Here is an 18,612-nt window from a genome sequence, read left to right as displayed (position 1 = left end):
CCATTATCCGTAGGATTTGACATGCGCTCGTTCAGAAAACTGGTTCTTATATGCGGTCTTTCGATCGTCCCGGGGTGGGTACTGGCGGATACGACCGTCACCATCGGCTTGTCCGGTCCGCTGACCGGCGGGGAAGCCGGTAGCGGCAAAGACAACGAAAACGGTGCACGGCTCGCGGTGCAGGACCTGAACGCGAAATCGTTCATGGTGAGCGGGCAGAAGGTGACCTTCAAACTCGATTCCGAGGACGATCAGGGCGACCCGAAAGTGGGCGTGCAGGTCGCCCAAAAGCTCGTGGATAGCGACGCAATCGCGATCCTTGGGCCGAACAACTCGGGCGTCGCGATTCCTGCCTCGCGCATCTTCAGCTCGGCGGGCGTCGCGATCTTGCCGGTCGCATCGAACCCGGCGCTGACGGCGCAAGGCTTTAACGATATCTTCCGGATCGGCGCGAGCGATGCGCAGTTGGGCGGCGCAATGGCGGACTTCGCGAAGAACGTGCTGAAGGCTCAACAGGTGGCGGTGGTAGACGATCGCACGGCATACGGTCAGGGCATCGCCGATCAGTTTCTCCAGGAGGCGAAGAAAATCGGCCTGAACGTGGTGGCGCAGGAATATACCAACTCGAAAGCGGTGGACTTCAAGGCGATCCTCTCGACGCTGAAAACGAAGAATCCCGATGCGGTCTTCTACGGCGGCTATTCCGCCCAGGCCGGTCCGATGTTGAAGCAGATGCACGAGATCGCCATGCGCTCGGCGCTCCTGGGCGGCGACGGAATCTGTTCCGTGGAATTGCAGCAACTGGCCGGCGATGTGTCGTCGGGCGTATTCTGCGCACAGGGCGGTTCCGCGCTCGACAAGACCGAGGCAGGGCGCGCGTTCATTCAGCGCTATAAGTCGACGTACCACATCGACATGCTGGTCTACGCGCCGAACTTCTACGACGGCGCCATGCTGATCGCCAAGGCCATGCAGGCGACCGGGACCACGACCGACCGCGCGAAGATTCGCGCCTATCTGGCCAACGTGGAATACGACGGCCTCGCCGGACACTATTCGTTCGACGCCAACGGCAATCTGAAGGGCGCGCCGACGACGATCTATACGTTCAGGAATAGCCAGTTGGTGCCTGATTGAGGTGAGGTGAGGTGAGGCCAGGCTCGTCGTGCGGCGCTGCGGTTTTCGCGCGCCCTTGGATCGACTTGACACGCAACGGGTCGTGGGGGAATACACTAGCGTTCCGCGGATTAGCGCCGCGCCTGGTCCCACGAAACCCGAGGGTGTCAATGAGAAATGGGGTGCAGCGATGAATCTACGTGACTTCAAGATCCACGTTCCGGACGATCAGATCGAAGATCTGAAGCTGCGTTTGCGTACAACGCGATTTCCTGCCTCCATCAATGCAGAGCAATGGGACGACGGGGCAAGCCTTGCTTTCATCCGGCGACTGACCGAGCATTGGCTGAACCAGTTCGACTGGCGCGTGCAGGAGGCACGGCTGAACCGTCTGCCGCAGTACCTGGCGACGGTAGACGGGCTCGATATTCATTTCGTCCATCAGACTGGCAAGGGGCCAGCGCCGATGCCGCTCGTCCTCACGCACGGGTGGCCCGGCTCCTTCGTCGAGATGGAGCGCATCATCCCGCTTCTCACCGACCCCGCAGCGCATGGTCATGATCCGGCCGATGCGTTCCATGTCGTCGTCCCTTCGTTGCCCGGTTTCGGCTTTTCTGCGGCTCCGACCAGCCCCGGTGTCAGCCCCTACCGCGTTGCCGGGTTGTGGCTCAAGTTGATGAACGGGCTCGGCTACGAGCGCTTCGGGGCGCAAGGCGGAGACATCGGCGCGGGTGTCTCGGCGTGGCTGGCACGTCGCTTCCCCGAGCAGATCATTGGCGCCCACATCAACTATATCCCCGGGAGTTTTCGGCCCCCATTGGGCGCCGGCCTGCCGCCGGTGACCGCGGACGAACAGACGTATCTGGACACCGTCGCCGCCTGGTCGAGCGCGGAGGGCGCCTATGCCGCCCAGCAGAGCACCAGGCCACAGACCTTGGCCTATGGGCTGACCGATTCTCCCGTGGGCCTCGCTGCCTGGATCGCGGAGAAGTTCCGCACGTGGAGCGATTGCGGCGGCGATGTCGAACGCGTCTTCACGATGGACGAACTGTTGACCGACATTTCGATCTACTGGTTCGGCCACATGCTCGACGCCTCGTTTCGTATCTACAAGGAAGGTCGGCTCCGCCCGCTGGCCTTCGAAACGTCCGAACGGGTTGCGACGCCGCTCGGCGTGGCGGTGTTTCCGCGCGAGTTGCCGATGCCCCCGCGTTCGTGGGTGGAGCGCGGCTTCAATGTGCAGCGATGGACCCTGATGCCGAAGGGTGGCCATTTCGCGGCCCTGGAGCAGCCGGAGTTGCTGGCCGAGGACATTCGCGCGTTCTTCCGTCCGCTGCGGCACGCGCTTCGGCCCCCGGCGAAAAGCGGCGGTTAAAGCAGCGGGAGTCAGTAGGTGTAAAGCCGGGTCGGGCCATAGTTGGGACTACAAAAACAGGAGAACATCGTGTCGGTCGAAATGATAGTGCCAATCAGCGAGTCGCTCGCTTTCCGGCATCTGTCAAAGATTCAGGAGGCGGTCGATGCAGTCGCTCCCTAAACGCGTCCTCGGGTCACTGGTTTTAAACAGTGGATGAGGCAATTGACGCATGAAGGACCGAGTATTGCGTCGGAAAATAAAACTGGCGAATCAACAGACTGCGTGACGGCTGTATTCGATCGCAGCTATTCGATTAAAAATACGTTTAATTTGAATATTGTTTTCAATAACCTATGCTGATCAGGCGGCGACGCTATTAGCTTGCTGCCCGCAAGAGAGGACGAAGAAATCTAATAATCAGCAGGGGAGAAATCGTGAAAAATTTTTGTTATGCTATTTGCGTAGCCATCGGCGCGCTGACTTTAACCGTCTGCGCCGCGGAATCCACAGCCATAACCAGCAACGCTGCGTCTTCTCCTCACACGGCGCAAGACATGGGCAATCTTTACTACGATACCGGCAAGGACTGCGGTGGTAACACGGCGCCGGCGTTTTTATGTTCTGGAATAATCATTCGCGAGACGGCACGGCCAGTAGCGGGACAAAGCTACTACTTCTGGCAGCCTTCGCCGTCGTCCTTGCATGAAGGCGCCGTGTCATTTTCGTACATCCGGCATGACGCCAGGTTCGATAAATTCAAAAGCAACGGTTCACATGGATATACGCTATACCCTCTGTTAGGAAAATACCGCTACAGCGGTTCAGACCGGAAGATAAAGCTCGATGTTTTATGCTCCTTCCCCTTGGACGGCTGGACTGATTACCGACAGAACGAAGGCTGCGGCCCGGACACGACGTATTTGAAGCAAAGTAGTCCGTGCCAGGGGCAGGGAATTACCACAGCGCAGCAGTGGTTGACCCAGTACAAAAGCGGCGACGGTGGGCTCAACCAATCTAATGGTCTCTATCAATGCGGATTCGACGTAAGCGAGGGCTCAAAATATGGGAATACTGCCCAGGCTTTTTACGCGACTATCCAGGCGCGGGACATGTTCAATGACGTTTCATTTCAGGAACAGGACGAATTACGATTGACCGTATGGACCACCGACGTTGATCCATCCGTGCTGCCCATACAATCCCTTTTCTATATCGTAGCCAACAGCAACGACGACGGCGGACAAGGACTCAAAGACGCGCAAGACGACCAGAGCGACTACTACAAAGTCACTAATGGTGGGTTTATCCCGATCATTCGAATTACTTTGCCGCAGTCGTCTTCCAGTGACTTTGACTTCCATTTCATTGCGAGCGATCAATTCGTGCCGATCCCCTCGAATTGAGTTCTCTTGGGGTCCCGTCGCGTCGATAGAATCGTTCGGCAAGCGTTGTTTGGTGGCGTGGGCTCCGGCGGGAAAGCGGACATTGCAACTTGGCCGCTACAGGATCAGGGCAATCCGACGATGGCCCAGTGAGATAAACCCACCGATCGTGGGTAAGATCGGGTGCAAAGATGCAGGTCCCACGGATCCGTGGTTTCCGACGATTCTTGACATTTCTCGCTCCATGAAGGATCATTCGATATAAATCGAATTGATTGTGATGGCTCGCTGCCTCGGTTTGAATGACTGTGGTACGCCGTTCGATTGCGCCTGGACCGTTCGGCAAGGAGGCGTGGCAATGCGAAATCACAAGCTCCGGCCTTCTATCGCTGTTCGCAACTATGACAGCATCAGGCCCCCTGTGATTGTTGATGTACAGATCGACGGTGTGGATTCCATTTTCATGCTGCAGGATCCCGATGAGATTTTTTCGTGCCTTTCGGCACCGCAGACGACGATATCTGCGAGCTGTCGTTCAGCAGCTACTCGGTGAAGACGGTTACCGGAACCTCGCCTTATATCGCCATTCCCATTTTCCGCCGCGTGCGTTCTGGCATACCTCTATCTACGTGCGCGCGGATCGAGGGATTAACACGTGGCGGCGCGTCGCGGATCGCGCTCGCGTCGCCACAGTAGGCGTTGTCTGCAAGTCTTCGCCAATGTATGACCGTGCTCGAATGGCAGGCCATTGATTTCGACGATCACTGATCGACCCGGGCTCCGACGGTTCCATGAGCCGCCGGAGCAGTCGTGTGGTTCTCTGCATGTCATTCGAGGTCGAGCCACGTGGCCGCGTTTTTCCATCGTAAGGCTTCCTGAACGGTGGCACTTAATCCGAGTGCGGCAACGCGCGCTGCGGGATCGGGGTCCATGATCGCGAACGGATAGTCGGTGCCGATCATCACGCGGTCTTCCCCTACTGTTTCGATGAGCGCACGAATAGCCGTCGTGCTGTAGAGCAGGTCGTCGTAATAGAGCGTCCGGGCTGCGTCGACCGGCGCCACTGGGATGGCCTCCCGGAATGCCTCCTGGGATTCCCACGAGAACTGCATGCGCGGTAGCAAGGTTTGGATGGCGCCGCCACCGTGGCTTAGCGCGATACGCAAGCGCGGAAGCCGCTGCAGCAGTCCTCCGGTAATCAGTGACGCGGCCGCGAGACCGATTTCACCCGGAAATCCGACGATCTGCTCCAGCGAAGGTGGTCCTACCAGCCGGTCCATGCCGGCCGGGCGCAACGGATGCACGAAGATCGCCGCGTCGCACGCCTCGGCGGCCTCGAAGAATGGCAAGAAACGTGGATCGCCGATCGGCACGCCGCCCACGTTGCTTCCGACCTCGATTCCGGCGAGCCCAAGCGTGCCGACGGCGAATTCGAGTTCGCGGATCGCGGCGTCGATGTCCTGCAGCGGCGCGGCGCCGAGGGCGCTGAAGCGGTTGGGCGCTCGAGTCACCATGTTCGCCAGCGTTTCATTCAGATAGCGCGCCAGCATTGCCCCGTCTGCAGGGTCGAGCCAGTACGACAGCAGTTCCGGCATGGGGGAAAGCACTTGCCGTCCGACGTCGAGCCGGTCCATGTCGCCGACTCGAACGTCGATGTCCCATGCCTGATTCGATACCGTTCGATAGACCTTAGACGAGACGACAACGTGTCGGTGACAAGGCTTAGCCTCGCGCATCGAAGGCCACGGCGCGTCTGGATAGCGGCCCACATAGGCCGGGAAATCATGAGGAACGACATGAGTATGGATGTCGATGCATCCGCAGTGGAATGACTGGAAAGGGGTGTTCATTCGGGTAATTCCTGGTCTGTTGGTGGGCGAAAATAAGTTGCAAAAGCAACTGTTGTGGAGTTTAATTCGATCACGGTTTGGTTGCTTTTGCAATAATTTTGGAGGTGACAGAATGACATCGACTTTCCGCGTCCTCGAGCCGCAGCCTGCATCGCCTGACTCAGACGTATTCGCGCGCCTGCTGGATGCCGCCGTAAAACTTCGACCGCGCCTCGCAGAGCGCGCGCGCCAGACTGAACTGGACCGTCGCGTTTCAGCAGACGTCACAAACCTGCTCAAGGAAGCCGGTCTCTACCGGGTGGTGCAGCCGCGGCGTTTTGGAGGGTATGAGCTGAGCCTGGAGGCGTTGCGCCGCCTGGCGTTCGAACTCGGTCAGGGATGTGCCTCGACCGGCTGGTGTTACGGACTGAGTGCTGCGGCGTCGTGGGTGGTCGGCATGTTTCCGGAACAGGCTCAACTCGATGTGTGGGGCGAGTCGCCGGATGCGCTGATTGCTTCCTGCATCGCGCCGACTGGCAAGGCCACACCGACCGAGGGTGGCTTTCGGCTGAAGGGCCGATGGAGCTTTGGCAGCAATAGCGATAACGCGCAGTGGCTGTCGCTCGGCGCGATGGTGGAGCAGGGCGAAGGGGCGCCGCCCCGCCCGATCTTCCTGCTGGTGCCGCAGGCGGACTACCGGATCGTTGACACGTGGTTCACGGTGGGTCTTGCGGGTACCGGCAGCAAGGACATCGCCATCGAAGAGGACGTGTTCGTCCCGGTGCATCGTACCGTGGCGTTTTCCGAGGTTCTTGAGCAGGAAGCACCGGGTGCAGATATCCACGATTCGGCGCTTTACCGGGTGCCTTTCCTGAGCGGCTTTCCGCCGTTGTTGGCCAACCCGGCAGTGGCGGCTCTGCGCGGCGCGCTTGATGAATTCATCGAGAGCATCGCCGCGCGGGCCACGCGCGGCGCGTTTGCGGGCGGCGGCGCTTCGATCGCCCAGTTCGGGCATGTCCAGTCGGCGGTCGCACAGGCTGAAGCAGCAGTCGACGCCGCACAGCTCATTCTGCAACGTGACCTGCAACAGGTCACCGAGTGGGTGGACGGCGGCGCAAAGTTGAGCAACGAGCAACGCATCAAGCTTCGGCGAGGTCACGCGTTCGCGGTGCGTCTGTGCGTCGAGGCGATCAACGCACTGTACGACGTCGTGGGCGGAACCGGCATCCAGTTGGACAGCGGTATCCAGCGCGCCTGGCGCGATATCAATGCAGTTGCGCACCACATCAGCGTCAACTGGCACGCGGTGTCCACGATGTACGGGCAGATGCGGCTCGGTCTGCCGCCGCGCGGTCAGTATTGAAGGAGAGGAAGTAATGGTCCGATACGGGAAGCTGGGGCGCGTGGAACTTAACGTGACCCATCTGGAAAAATCGCGCCGGTTCTATGAAGAGGTGGTGGGCCTCCAATACGTGGACACGGGCGCCGACGGCGAGATCCGACTGCGCTGCGATCACGACCACCATAACGTGGTGTTGCATGCGGCGTCGGAAGCAGGGCTTCGGTGTGCCGGTTTCATGCTGGAGGACGAGGCGCAGTTCGAGCCGTTGATTGAACGGCTTACGCGCGCAGGTCTAGAAGTGCACGAAACGGCGACGGAGAGTTGTCGGGAGCGGGCGCAGCTGCGCGCTGTACGTGTATTCGAACCGCTGGTCGGCGCAACGATAGAGTTCTACGTCCCGTTGCCAGACGCGGAGCGTCCATTCCAGCCGTCGGTCGCGCGCATCCAGCGGATCGGTCATGTCGTCTTCAACACCCCTGATGCGGCGCGCGCCATTGAATTCTGGCGCGACGTACTAAATTTCCGGGAGTCGGATTCGCTCGGCGAATTCGTCACCTTCATGCGTGTTTGGCCGAACCCCTATCACCACGGTATCGGTATCGCGCGCTTCGATCGTCACTGTTTGCACCACGTCAACTACATGGTGACGGAAATTGACGACATCGGTAAGGCGCTAACGCGCCTGAAGGCTGCGAACTCCGACGTGGTGTTTGGCCCTGGCCGGCATCCAGCTTCCGACAGCGTCTTTCTGTATTTCCTTGACCCCGATGGGTTAACGATGGAGTACAGCTTCGGGATGGAAACATTTGCTGAAGCGCATCCTCGTGAGCCACGGCGCATGGAGCCGTCTCCCAGCAATCTCGACTCCTGGGGTTCCGTGCGCGATCCGCGCTGTTTCACGGGTGCTGGCGCGAACGCCACGCCCGCTTTGACTGGACAAAAATCATGAGCGCAGTTTCTATCGATGGTCGCGAGCTCCGCAACGCACTCGGACGGTTTGCGACCGGTGTCTGCGTTGTCACGACGCGTACTGAGGACGGACGGCAGGCTGCACTGACTGTCAATTCGTTCTGCTCAGTTTCGCTCGATCCACCGCTGGTGGCGTGGTATCTGAATGACAGGTCGCCGAGCCTGCCGGTGTTCAGGGAATCGGGATATTTCGCCGTGCATGTTCTGGCCGCCGATCAGCAAGACCTCGCGACCCACTTCGCGAGGTTCGCGGAAGACAAGTTCGCGCCGTTCAGCGAACGCGTGCAGGCGGGGCTCGGCGACGTTCCGGTACTCGGCGACGTGCTGGCCTGCTTCGAATGCCGGACGTCGGGCATCGAACCTTACGGCGACCACGTCATGATTCTGGGCCACGTCGAGCGCTTCTCCTACGGCAGCGAATCGCCGCTGCTGTTCCATGCCGGCCGCTTCCTCGAGCACAGTGCCACCGCATGACGGCGAACCCCGATTCGCCACCCCGGATCGGTGGATACTCGAGGACAACAAAGACAATTGGAGATGATCGTGCATTGGATGTTCAAAAGCCGCTGGTGGATCGTGTTTGGTTCGCTCCTTGGACTGACGGTCGGTAACGTCACCGTCCTGCAGTTTTCGACATCGGTGCTGATGAAGCCCATCATGGCGGAGTTCGGCTGGAATCGCAGCGTCATGTCCGGCGCGGTCATGCTGGGGTCGATCTTCGCGGCGATTGCCACGCCCGTCGCTGGCAGACTGATCGATAGGCGTGGGATCAGGCGGGTCACACTGGTTGCCATTGCGTTCTTTGCGCTGGCCATCGCCGCCATGTCGCTGGCGCCGGCCATTCCCGCGGCGTTTCTGGCCATGTTCGCGGTGATGGGCCTGTTCAGCGGCGGGCAGGCACCGCTGCCTTATGCCAAGGCGATCGCCGCGGCATTCGATCGGCGGCGCGGCCTCGCAATGGGCATCGCCATGACGGGCGTAGGCCTGGGTGCGGCACTCGTGCCCCGGCTCACGCAACTGTATCTCGACAGGCTCGGATGGCGAGGCGCGTACGTAGCGATCGGCTTGACCGTGTTCGTCATCGCGTTTCTCGCAGTCGGGCTGTTCATCCGTGATCCAGTTGGCGCGCCTCGGATCGCGGAAGCGCACATGCGCGGTCCCGGCTTGCCAGGGCTCGAAGCGGGTGAGGCCGTGCGCAGCCGGGATTTCTGGAAGCTTGCGGTGGTGTTCCTGTGCATTCCAATCGTTGTCAACGGCACCGTTGTGCACCTTGTGCCGTTGCTGACTGACCGCGGCATTCCGGCGAGCCAGGCGGTAGCCGTGTTTTCGGGCATGGGGGCGTCGTTGATCGCAGGGCGCTTGTTGTGCGGTTTTCTGCTCGACCGGTTTTTCGGTCCCCACGTTGCGATCGCGTTCGTGATCCTGCCGGCCATAGGTGTGATTGCACTACTGGCCAGTGCCGACGTATCGCTCACGACAATCGGTGCAGTGCTGGTCGGCCTCGGCATGGGCGCGGAGGTCGATCTCATCGCGTATCTGCAGAGTCGATATTTCGGCCTGCGCGCGTTTGGACAGATCTACGGCTATCTGTTCGCAGTCTTCACGGTCGGTACCGGACTCGGGCCCTTCGTGATGGGAGCTGCCTACGATGCCACGGGTTCCTACCGCCCCGCGCTGATAGCGTTCGTGGCTGTGCTCACCTGCGCCGGATGGCTGCTGCTGAGACTGCCGCGCAGTTATCCGTATCCCGTTCAGGCTCCTGCACACGGCGACGCATCAGAAGATCCGCCGCGTACGAGCCTGGCCTAATTCACTTCCTTTTGACATCCATGAAACTCGTTACTTACCAGCACCACGCAAACATTTCGATCGGCAAGGTGGAGGGCGATCTTGTGATTGACCTGCCATGCAACGATCCGACCTTGCCGGCCACCATGAAGGAATTACTGGAGGCCGGTCCAGAAGCAATCGCGCGTGCGCGCGCCGTGTTGCCCGGGCACTCCGTTGCGCTGTCGGACGTCACGCTGCTTGCTCCGCTGCCGAATCCGTCGAAATACCTCGCAATCGGCATGAATTATCGGAAGCACGTGGCAGAGGCGGCCAAGGTCGGAGTGCAGACCCCGCCCACCCAGGTCTGGTTCAACAAACAGGTTTCCTGTATCAACGGCCCGTTCGGCGATGTGCACCTTCCGGCAGTATCGAATCAGCTCGATTACGAAGTCGAACTGTGCGTGGTCATCGGCCAGCGCTGCCGGCACGTGAGCCGCGAAGCAGCGAGCTCGGTTATCGCGGGCTTTATGGTGTGCAACGACGTGTCGGTGCGCGACTGGCAGCTCGCCACGCAGACCATGACGATTGGTAAGTCGTTCGATACCTGCGGACCCATCGGTCCATGGATCGTTACCCCTGACGAGCTCGGCGACCCACACGCCTTGCGTTTGCGGATGTGGGTAAACGGCGAACTGCGTCAAGACGATATGACCGGCGCGATGATTCACGACATCTACAACCAGATTGCTCACCTGTCCACCGCCTTTACGCTCGAACCGGGCGACTTGCTGGCAACGGGTACACCGTCGGGCGTAGGCGTCGCGATGAGCCCTCCCGTGTACTTAAGAGCAGGGGATGTGATGCGGGCCGAAATAGAAGGGATTGGTGCAATTGAGAATCGGATCGTTGCCGAACCGGTGTGATGCAAGCGGGCGCCGTGAATCGGTAGAGGTTGGCACATGCATGGGGTGGTTTCCGGCGCATGGGAGCACGGTGGGTATGCCGGTGCTGGTCGGAGCCGTGTTCTCGCGGTGAAAAATCAACCGATCCGGTGATGGTCCGCCAGCGGTGGATTCGGAACGTGAAGGGCAGCCGGGTGGAGGCTGGATTCAAGAATGGAGACGCGAAAGTGAGTTTTGAAATACTACTGAAGCCAAGCGGAAATCGCTATGTTGTCGAAGAGGGCGAAACGGTATTGGCGGCAGCCATGAAGGCCGGTCTTTTCGTTCCTTATAGCTGCCGCTCGGGCGCTTGTAGCGCGTGCAAGGGGCGCGTCGTGGAGGGGCGCGTCGAGCACGGTCATGTACTCGAACGAGCCTTACCACCGAAGGAGCGAGAGGACGGCTACGCATTGCTATGCTCCGCGAAGCCGCTTTCCGATTTGACCATCGAGGTGGAGGAGTTAACCGGCCTCGATGTCGTCAAGGCTTCGACCTACCCCTGCCGGGTGACTGACATCGCGAGACCCGCGCCCGATGTTGCCGTTCTGAGGTTGCGACTTCCGCTGAACGAGAACTTCTTCTTCCGCGCCGGTCAGTATATAGACGTACTGTTGCCGGACGGCGTGCGCCGCAGTTACTCGATTGCTGTGCCGCCCGATCCGGTGTCGCTGACGCATATCGAGTTGCATATTCGCCATCACCCGGGCGGCCGCTTCACCGAGCACGTATTCGCGAAGCTTGCCCCGCGGGAGATGCTTCGCTTCGAAGGACCTTTCGGTTCATTCTTCCTGCGTGAGACTACCGAGAAGCCCGCGATCCTGCTCGCGGGTGGTACCGGCTTCGCACCTGTAAAAGCCATTGTCGAGTATGCACTGCAACGCGGGAGCGCTCGTGAACTCCACATCTACTGGGGTGGCCGCCGGCGGCGCGACCTGTATCTGGCCGACCTGCCACGCAAATGGGCGGAGGATCATCCGAACATCCATTTCGTGCCGGTGCTGTCCGAACCGGAAATGGATTGCGACTGGACCGGGCGCACGGGCTGGGTTCACCAGGCGGTGGTCGACGATTTTCCGGATCTTTCGGGATATGAGGTCTATGCGTGCGGCGCGCCGGCGATGGTCAACGCAGCACGAGAAGACTTCACGAGCACGTGCGGTCTTCCAGCGGCGGCTTTCCATGCCGACGCGTTCCTGACGCAGGCGGAGACCGCTGCGTAAGGCCACGCAATCGCCGACCGATACACCAGCCGTACCTAACACAATGGAGGCATCTTATGACGCTCGAAATCCCTGGCGACGCCGTTGTACCGTTGAAAAACAGCAGCGCGATCAATCGACCCTACGTGCTCGGACACGGCACGTTGGAGTGCCGCGACATTGCAGAAACGCGGCGCTTCTACGAAGAGTTCCTTGGCCTTGAAACCGTCCGCCATGCGGCCCCCGCGTTCGCGTTTCGGCTGGGTTTGAAGTTCCATGTGTTCTGCGTCGAAGTGGGCGACAAGATTCACGACGTCTCGTTCCTGACCCACTGGGGACTCGACGTGCGTACTCGGGAAGAAGTCGACGCCGCGCATCGTGCAGCACATGAGTTCAAGGACCACTACAAGATTCGCCAGATCACCGAGACGACGCTGCAACACGGTGTGTACTCGTTCTATCTTCAGGACCTCGACTACAACTGGTGGGAATTTCAGTATTACGACGGCTTCCAGAACGAAGATGTTTTCGACTTCGGCGATCGCTTTTAAGCGATAGGACAATTCGACATGAACGACCATTACCATCTGCTGAGTTTCAACGACGAAGGGCGAGCGCGTGCCGGCCTGCTGGTTGGTGAGCGTGTTTATCCGTATGGTCCGCAGCTTGGCGAGTTGCTGCAGCTTGACATGCATGACCTGACGGTCACTGAACTTATCGGCCGGTGGGACGGATTTGGTCCGCAATTGCGCGAGGCAGCCGCTCGCATTTTCGCATCGACGACATCGCTGCCGGGCTTCGCGCTCGATGCGGTAAAGCTGCTGGCGCCGCTGCTACCCGGGACCATCTACGGCGCGGGCGCGAATTACTATGATCACGTCGCGGAGATGGACCGCGCGTTCAATATGCCACCGTCACCCGATCCGCACACGGTTTCGGGAGCGCCGTGGCATTTTATCAAGGCTCCCTCACGCTCGGTGGTTGTTGGTACCGGGGAACACGTGACCCTGCCGCCTTATAGCCGCTGCGTCGATTGGGAGGCGGAGCTCGCGGTGGTAATTGGACGTCCGGCACGCAATGTCGCAGTCGAGGATGCGCTGTCGTACGTTGCCGGGTACACCGTGGCCAACGATCTCTCCCTGCGAGATGTATTCGTACGCGACTACATTGGCGTGCATTCACCGTTCCACTTTGACTGGATCTCCCAGAAGTGTTGGGAAGGAAGTTGTCCGCTTGGACCTTGGATCACGCCTGCACAAGACATTCGGGATGTTCAGTCACTTGGAATCCGTCTTTGGCGTAACGGCGAGCTGCGTCAGGATTCGAGTACCGCCGAGATGATTTTCAGCGTGGCCGAACAGCTTGCCTTCCTGAGCAGTCGCGTCACGCTGTACCCGGGCGACGTGATTCTGTCGGGCACGCCGGCGGGCGTCGGTATGCCACACAACCAGTTCATCGAGCCCGGCGATGAGATGGAGGTCTGGGTCGAAGGCATTGGCACGCTCAAGAGCACGTTCGTGACCCACGACGCCACAAGAAGGGATAGCTAAAGGAGGGGAGGCAAAGGGGGCCTCGGCTCTCCGCCGTCCAAGGGCCCCGGGTTATGCAACGGTCCCCTTTGCCTACTGAGCACCGAGCCAGTTTCGCATGAACCAGGTTGGTGATAGAAAGCCGAGCGACGAATGACGACGAGGGCGGCCATAAAACACTTCAATGTATTCGAACAAGTCCGCAACGGATTCTCGATGCGTGCGATAGCTTGTGCCATGCACCCTCTCGTTCTTCTGGCGGCTGAAGAAGATTTCCGTCGACGCATTTTCCCAGCAACTCGTGCGGCTCACCGGGCAACGCATGCCGGAGGCTTCCAGTTTGCGCCAGAATTCATGACTGGAGGTCTGGCTACCATGGTCCAAAAGTTAAAGCACGACCGTCGCGGGCCTTGCCGGCTGGAAAACCGCGCGAGCGACTCTCCCCAGTCATTGCGCAGTTGGGAGAGCTCGATCTGTTCCAGTGTGAGCACCATCGCGCCCTGAACCGTGGCCTGGGCGATTGCCGAAAACCGTCGCTATAGGTTCACGTCCAAGCGTCGTGCAACAGCAACATGGAGATGCGAACGGACGTGTGGAGGTCGATCGCGATGACATAGGTTCAGATCGGATTATCGTACCTGTTCGAGACTTATAAAATAAGTCATCCTAAATATAATAATTAGATTGTAGACGAGCGTTTCCCCGGCTTCTTATAACCAGGCATTGCGCCACAAAATTGGAGATTTAATCGTCATGAAAATCAAATGGAGCGCGGCATTGCTCGTCGCAGTGTCGGGATTCACGTATGCCCAAAGCAGTGTCACGCTATATGGAATCGTCGATACAGGGCTGTCGTACTACAACCACGCAACAGCCCACGGTGGATCGGAAATTGGGGTGCCTACTCTGACTGGTGAAGTACCGTCACGCTGGGGCTTGAGGGGCGTCGAGGACCTCGGCGGTGGCTACAAGACATTCTTTGTTCTGGAGAGCGGCTTTCAGCCGGGCACCGGTTCGCTGAACTATGGCGGGCGCCTCTTCAGCCGTCAGGCGAATGTTGGCGTGAGCAGCGACTATGGCTCACTCACGCTCGGCCGGCAAATGAACATGACGATGTACGCGCTGGCCAACGCGGACGTGATCGGCCCTTCGATTCATTCGATGGCCAGCTTCGACCCGTATCTGCCGAACTCGCGCAGCGACAATGCGGTTGGCTACCTTGGAAAATTCAGTGGCTTCACCCTTGGCGGAACCTACAGTTTTGGCCGTGACGCGGCCGGCCCTGCGGGCCCCGCGGCGACTAACTGCGGAGGACAGGTGCCGGGCGACTTCGTTGCGTGCCGGCAATACACTGCGCTGCTTGCCTATGATTCAGCGAGCTTCGGTGCAGCGGCATCCTACGATGTGATGCGTGGTGGTGCAGGCGCGTCGGCGCCCCTGAACAACAGCGCATACACCGATACGCACAACATCGTCGATGGCTACGTGAATTTAGGTCCAACCAAGATCGGTGTCGGCTGGGTTAGAAACAACGTGGCAGCCGCGACTCATTTGCAGACAGACATTTTCTTCGCGGGGGTAACGTACTATCTCACGCCAGCGCTTTCCTTCGACGCCGAGGGCGTGCGTGATCTGCAACGCGGACATGCGGGAACGAACGACTCGAGCGCGACGCTACTGGTCGGACGCGTAAATTACCAGCTATCGAAGCGCACGGAGGTCTACACGTCGATTGGGTACATGTTCAACAGTGCGCTGGCTGCCAACCCGGTTGCAGCCGGCGGCACTGTCGAAACTGGCGCGGATCAGCTTGGGGTCATGATCGGTCTGCAGCAGAAGTTCTGATACATCGTAACGAAGCGGGAGTGTGTACTATGTGTTTTTATAAATAGGATTACTAATGAGTTTTGACTTTGAGCATCTGGTATAGGTGACTGTGGAGCGTCACGCTTGCGTCCGCAACCAGACATTGCGGACGCAAGCCTTGATCGATGACGAGTGTGACTTTTCTGCCACTTCGAATGACCCGTTACACCAACGGGAAACGCCGGTTTGACCCGGCAGTTAAGGGGGGATGTGTCCAGCGCGGCGAACAAGCTCGAGGTATCTTCGCATCTGTACTCGAAGTCGTGACTTCTCCGTCGCGATCGACGCATAGTGCAAGGTACATTCGCTTCGATAACGCGGGAAGGTTTGCTGACTATGTATATAGGCTACTGCGGCGCGCGCTTGACCTGGAATTCCGGACGGCCGACGGGCGCAATCAATCGGACGATGCGTCACGCGTTTCGCGTCGGCGCATACGTCGCGCCAATGTGAGCTTGCGGCTGATCGCGGGCACGTCTTCGCAACCGTCGACAAGGTTTGAATAGACCATCCGAAGGGTTTTGAGCGTGATTTCCAGTTCGCGGGCCGATACGCCCTTAACTGACATCCGTTCGATTTCCCACGCGCGCGGAGATAGTTCATTCACGATCGCAATCCCTTTGGGCGTCAGGGATAAGTGAAGGTTACGACGATCGGAGGGAGACGCACTGCGGTGGATATATCCTTTGGACTCGAGGGCCCCAACGGCACGCGACAAATACGATAATTCGGAACCTGTGTGACTTGCGAGGTCCGACAAACTCTGGTGATCTTCGTGACGGAGCGCTGCAAGTACCCGCCAACCCTGAAGGTTGATGTCGTAGGGTTTAAGATCGTCGCCGAAGCGTGCCGCGATAATGCTCGCCGCGCGATTGAGCAGATATCCGACGGAATTGTCGAGGTCGTGATCGGGGCGTTCCGTGGGCAGCGGCTGCGTGCGGGTGTGGCGCGCGGGAAGCGCGTGTTGCTGGCGTGTGGTGGAGTCGGAAGTGGTCATGAACGGGGTTCGTCACTTGGGGGGCACCTAAATGATAGCTTAAGCAACCAGATAGAAGGATGTAGCGCGCTCGAATTGTTGCGAAAATTGTGGAGGGAGCTGGGGCGTGTCCCCAACAAGCCGGACATGCGAAACGCGAATCAGATTTGGAGCTAACCAATGAATGTCGGTAACGACACCAATTGACTGTTCTTTTACAGATATCAGTCCGCGGATGGACGATTTCTCGTTCCCCGTCTCCCACCGCCCTTGTGCCTCACTTCCTGTCTTATCTCGCTTGTCGACGTCAGCAGGCCCATTGGCGCCTCACAGCTAGCGACAAGCAGAAAGAGGGCCGCCGTCAATTACCCACTAACAACCCGAACGGAGCGACTACCATGCCCCCTGACGCGGCGACAATCACCTCGACCGACCGGCCAGCAAGTTCGTCGGTAATCCGGACGTCCTGCTTGACGTCATGTCGCTAGAGTTGTGGTCGAGTTGGCCGCCCGTCGACAGGCCTAGCCCGCTCCTTTCGCCGACGTTGCCCGCCAACCCGAGCGTGAGATTCGCTATTGGCGCGCGGGAGTGCTCGCGGCACATGTCCGAGTTACCTGGGTAGCCGCCTGTCGCAATCACGACGCCCCGGTGAGAGCGAACGTGCATCTGCCTTTGCATGGAAGTCTCGCCTGGGCTGAAGTGCGCCCGCACGAGATGCGATGGTGGATCCAGAACCCCGACGTGACGATGTTTCCAACCCGCTGAACTGCCAAAACCGGTTCATAGCGGTTGTTTTCGGATAACGAGGGATGGCCCATGCAGGTACCAATCTGTGGGGAACCTCGCTCGGGTCCAACCAAGGTAGCCGCAGCCGGGCGGCCCGGCGGATCTTCCCTGCGTCAGCGGCCATTGGCGAGCGGGTTCATGTCTATACCGATCTGCGTATCCTTGTTGCCGGACCGAGCCAACACGTGTGTCGGGCTGTACGTCCTTGTGACCTTCGCGGTCTGACTTTGCCGGGCAGCACGATGAAGTAGTCGTCGTGAGGTATGCTCCTTCTTGCGACGGATCATTTGCAAAACGATGATGCCGATTGATATCGATCTATGTCGAATAATGTTTCGCAGTATGAGAGAGGTCAAGGGTTCCTTTGGCAGGCGCTCTTTGACTGTTGTTTGCGCGACCCGGATTCCCTATCCGGGCAACCTCCACATTAAGGGATCAGTGCATGCCTAAGTCAAACTCCACCACGGTCAAAGCTGCCACGAATGCTCGCGCGCTACCGCGCGAGCCAGCCGCGACGCACCCTCTTGAGCTATTTGATGACCATGGCAGGACTATCCCGTGGATGGCGCGAACGGTGCATAGGCTCTATGACGCTCAGGCGCAAAAGATTCTCGATAGGGAGGAGCTTCCGATCGCGTATTGGTATTACCTTCGCGTACTCGCCGAGCGCGGTGCACTGAATCAGCTTGAATTGAGCAAACGGGTCGGCATTGCTTCGACGACCGCCGTGCCTGCGCTCGATAGCCTCGAAAAGCGTGGTCTGGTACAGCGAACCCGAGACCCGAACGATCGACGGAAGTACTTTGTTAATCTGAAAGATGAGGGCAGGCGGCTGGTTGATGAAATGCTTCCCGCGCTCGTCGAAACGATTTCGGCGTCACTTGAGGGGGTCACTCAGAAGGATCTCCGCATTTTCTGGAAGGTCATGCACCAGATTGAAGTGAATCTTATCGGGATGTCACAGGACAATGATGTTTTGGACTGACAACCAGCCCATGCATCTCCACCCAATCAAGAGCGATGATCGGACGTTCGACGCACCGCGAGCGCGACACCTCTTCTGCTTACTCAGACAAAAAGTCGTTTAAAAGTAATGCGCGGCGCCGAAATAATGCCTTGCTGATTGGGGCCCGCCAGCGGAGGCGAGTCCGCCGTTTCGATGGGAACGCCCGCGCTTTTGCCGTTAGACATGGGCGGTCGAAAAGCCTTCGTATTGGGCCGCGGAAGCCGCCTGGCTAGTCCAGAGTATTTCCATTCGACATCGCAATGAGGTCTGCATCGATCTGATGCAAAACCTTCCGGAAGACGAGCATATCTTGTCGGCCCCGTCGAACGACGCGGAAATCATCTTGACGACATCCGGTAACAATTGGTTGCCCAGGCATCTGCCATCATCGGTGAGGATTACGTAGTACTTTCGCCTATCCTTCTGATCGCGAGTTCGCTTCAACAAACATTCTCACGTAGAGCTCTTTGCGCCTGGTCTTCGTAGAGGCGATACAGGGTTCGCGTCATCCAGGCGACCGATCGGCCCCGGTCGTCGAAGACCG

16 protein-coding genes and 2 pseudogenes are annotated in these 18,612 nt (G+C 59.1%); 14 read left to right on the top strand and 4 right to left on the bottom strand.

What is annotated here, in order from left to right; all coding sequences use genetic code 11:
• The first annotated feature begins 21 nt into the window (after positions 1-21).
• The 4 genes and pseudogenes from BUS12_RS09715 to BUS12_RS39300 form a co-directional block, all read left to right on the top strand.
• Positions 22-1,137: a branched-chain amino acid ABC transporter substrate-binding protein gene (locus BUS12_RS09715; RefSeq protein ID WP_074295491.1), complete on the top strand. Its 1,116-nt coding sequence runs from the start codon at positions 22-24 to the stop codon at positions 1,135-1,137.
• A 169-nt stretch (positions 1,138-1,306) separates the two neighbouring features.
• On the top strand, positions 1,307-2,491 hold the full coding sequence (locus tag BUS12_RS09710) for an epoxide hydrolase family protein (RefSeq protein WP_074295490.1): 1,185 nt from the start codon (positions 1,307-1,309) through the stop codon (positions 2,489-2,491).
• 416 nt (positions 2,492-2,907) lie between these two features.
• The gene (locus tag BUS12_RS09705) at positions 2,908-3,876 is read left to right on the top strand and encodes a hypothetical protein (RefSeq protein ID WP_143788294.1); all 969 of its coding nucleotides are present in this window, start codon (positions 2,908-2,910) and stop codon (positions 3,874-3,876) included.
• 337 nt (positions 3,877-4,213) lie between these two features.
• Positions 4,214-4,508 (top strand): annotated as a pseudogene (locus BUS12_RS39300) (ABC transporter substrate-binding protein); the annotation flags it as partial.
• A gap of 174 nt (positions 4,509-4,682) precedes the next feature.
• On the opposite strand, the gene BUS12_RS09695 reads toward BUS12_RS39300, so the two are convergent.
• Entirely contained in the window at positions 4,683-5,705 is a 1,023-nt protein-coding gene (locus BUS12_RS09695; protein ID WP_074295489.1) for an amidohydrolase family protein, read from the bottom strand.
• Between BUS12_RS09695 and BUS12_RS09690 the strand changes: the two genes are divergently transcribed.
• The 8 genes from BUS12_RS09690 to BUS12_RS09655 all read left to right on the top strand — a co-directional run bounded on the left by BUS12_RS09690 (position 5,662) and on the right by BUS12_RS09655 (position 13,455).
• Entirely contained in the window at positions 5,662-7,047 is a 1,386-nt protein-coding gene (locus BUS12_RS09690; RefSeq protein ID WP_253190047.1) for an acyl-CoA dehydrogenase family protein, read from the top strand. The two genes, BUS12_RS09695 and BUS12_RS09690, sit on opposite strands and share 44 nt — an antisense overlap.
• A 13-nt stretch (positions 7,048-7,060) precedes the next feature.
• A complete protein-coding gene (locus BUS12_RS09685) occupies positions 7,061-7,975 on the top strand; it encodes a VOC family protein (protein ID WP_074295487.1) in 915 nt (304 codons plus the stop codon).
• Positions 7,972-8,469 (top strand): flavin reductase family protein, encoded by a 498-nt coding sequence (locus BUS12_RS09680; protein WP_074295486.1) that lies wholly within the window; start codon positions 7,972-7,974, stop codon positions 8,467-8,469. The genes BUS12_RS09685 and BUS12_RS09680 overlap by 4 nt, the downstream gene beginning before the upstream one ends.
• A gap of 78 nt (positions 8,470-8,547) precedes the next feature.
• A complete protein-coding gene (locus BUS12_RS09675) occupies positions 8,548-9,804 on the top strand; it encodes an MFS transporter (protein ID WP_074297314.1) in 1,257 nt (418 codons plus the stop codon).
• 20 nt (positions 9,805-9,824) lie between these two features.
• Positions 9,825-10,688 carry a fumarylacetoacetate hydrolase family protein gene (locus BUS12_RS09670; RefSeq protein WP_074295485.1) on the top strand — a complete coding sequence of 288 codons (864 nt, stop codon included), beginning with the start codon at positions 9,825-9,827 and terminating at the stop codon, positions 10,686-10,688.
• A 206-nt stretch (positions 10,689-10,894) separates the two neighbouring features.
• Entirely contained in the window at positions 10,895-11,926 is a 1,032-nt protein-coding gene (locus BUS12_RS09665; protein ID WP_074295484.1) for a CDP-6-deoxy-delta-3,4-glucoseen reductase, read from the top strand.
• Positions 11,927-11,982: 56 nt separating this feature from the next.
• A complete protein-coding gene (locus BUS12_RS09660; RefSeq protein WP_074295483.1) occupies positions 11,983-12,456 on the top strand; it encodes a VOC family protein in 474 nt (157 codons plus the stop codon).
• Positions 12,457-12,474: 18 nt separating this feature from the next.
• A complete protein-coding gene (locus BUS12_RS09655; RefSeq protein ID WP_074295482.1) occupies positions 12,475-13,455 on the top strand; it encodes a fumarylacetoacetate hydrolase family protein in 981 nt (326 codons plus the stop codon).
• A gap of 72 nt (positions 13,456-13,527) precedes the next feature.
• Here the strand turns inward: BUS12_RS09655 and BUS12_RS38125 are convergent.
• Positions 13,528-13,815 (bottom strand): annotated as a pseudogene (locus BUS12_RS38125) (IS3 family transposase); the annotation flags it as partial.
• A gap of 372 nt (positions 13,816-14,187) precedes the next feature.
• Between BUS12_RS38125 and BUS12_RS09650 the strand changes: the two are divergent.
• On the top strand, positions 14,188-15,279 hold the full coding sequence (locus tag BUS12_RS09650) for a porin (protein WP_074295481.1): 1,092 nt from the start codon (positions 14,188-14,190) through the stop codon (positions 15,277-15,279).
• Between the two features lie 418 nt (positions 15,280-15,697).
• On the opposite strand, the gene BUS12_RS09645 is transcribed toward BUS12_RS09650, so the two are convergent.
• Entirely contained in the window at positions 15,698-16,297 is a 600-nt protein-coding gene (locus tag BUS12_RS09645) for a MarR family winged helix-turn-helix transcriptional regulator (protein WP_074295480.1), read from the bottom strand.
• Between the two features lie 399 nt (positions 16,298-16,696).
• A complete protein-coding gene (locus BUS12_RS09640; RefSeq protein WP_253190132.1) occupies positions 16,697-16,942 on the bottom strand; it encodes an FAD-binding protein in 246 nt (81 codons plus the stop codon).
• Between the two features lie 562 nt (positions 16,943-17,504).
• Here BUS12_RS09640 and BUS12_RS09635 point away from each other — a divergent pair.
• Entirely contained in the window at positions 17,505-18,047 is a 543-nt protein-coding gene (locus tag BUS12_RS09635) for a MarR family winged helix-turn-helix transcriptional regulator (RefSeq protein WP_074295478.1), read from the top strand.
• The last annotated feature ends 565 nt before the right edge of the window (positions 18,048-18,612 follow it).

The sequence above is a fragment of the Paraburkholderia phenazinium genome, assembly GCF_900142845.1.
GTDB classification, from domain to species: domain Bacteria; phylum Pseudomonadota; class Gammaproteobacteria; order Burkholderiales; family Burkholderiaceae; genus Paraburkholderia; species Paraburkholderia phenazinium_A.
This window is presented reverse-complemented; position numbering and strand designations above follow the sequence as displayed.